The sequence below is a fragment of the Nonomuraea antimicrobica genome (assembly GCF_039536965.1).
GTDB classification, from domain to species: domain Bacteria; phylum Actinomycetota; class Actinomycetes; order Streptosporangiales; family Streptosporangiaceae; genus Nonomuraea; species Nonomuraea antimicrobica.
Map to the genome: position 1 here is coordinate 1 of NZ_BAAAZP010000258.1, position 998 is coordinate 998.

Below are 998 nucleotides of genomic sequence, written 5' to 3' on the forward strand. Positions count from 1 at the left end.
AGCAGCTCAACGAGCTGGCGAACGCCAAGCTCGAACGGCTCAGGCAGGCGATCAACGATCAAGGCCACGGCACGTCGGGGTCCCTGCTGCCGATCTGGTCGATGCCGGAACCGCCTTGGTGGGGCGACTACCCGCTGTGAGGAGGGCCCGGTGCTGATCGTCTGGAATGAGCCAGAGTTCGAGCGGGTCTTCCGCAGCGAGACCGGGCCGATCGGGCTGCACATCGCCAAGCTGGCACGGCAGGCCACCCGCACGGCGAAGCGGTACGCGCCCGTGTCCGAGGACGGCAGTGCGGGCCGGCCGCCCGGCTACCTGCGCGCGCGCATCCGCTGGGACATGGGCCGCGACGTCATCGGCGTGTACGCCGACGTCTCGTCGCCGGCACGGACCGCCGACGGCGCCCCGTACGGCCTGTTCATGGAGGTCGGCACCAAGCCGCACCGGATCCGGGCGCGCCGCCCCGACGGATGGCTGCGCTGGACGGGCTCGGACGGGCGTGTCCACTTCGCCAAGGTCATCAACCACCCCGGCACCGAACCGCGCGCCTACCTGCGGCGGGCGCTGGCCGACCTGCGCGGGGCGTGACCCGTGCCGCGCGTTGCCGCCGTCACGGCGGTGCTCAAGTGGGTCAACAGCCACCCGACACTGACCGGCCGCGGCCGGCCGCTCGACCGCGGCGCATTCCGCGACCTGCCCCGCTCGCCCGCGCCCGGCTGCTACGTCGTGCTCTACCGGCTGGACGGAGCCGACGCGCTCACAGCCGAAGAGCCCGCCGACGAGGCCCGTATCGCCGGCCTCGTGTGCGGGCCGGACGACGAGGCGACCGAGCTGGCGGCCACCGCGTACGCCAACGCCGTCGCCAGCCTGACCGGGATGCCGACGCCGATGGGCGACGTCGCCACCTGCCTCGTCACCGACGACCTCGTTGGCCCGCAACTCGTCGACAACCGGCCCGGCACCCGCGGCGAGCACGCCTATCAGGTCGACGCGACCTTCTT

The 998-nt window shown here is 73.0% G+C and carries 2 protein-coding genes; both read left to right on the forward strand.

Features of this window, described 5'->3' with window-relative positions:
- Positions 1-150 precede the first annotated feature (150 nt).
- A complete protein-coding gene (locus ABD844_RS52300) occupies positions 151-585 on the forward strand; it encodes a hypothetical protein (RefSeq protein WP_344897607.1) in 435 nt (144 codons plus the stop codon).
- A 3-nt stretch (positions 586-588) separates the two neighbouring features.
- A partial coding sequence (locus tag ABD844_RS52305) for a hypothetical protein (RefSeq protein WP_344897610.1) occupies positions 589-998 on the forward strand: 410 nt, incomplete at its 3' end.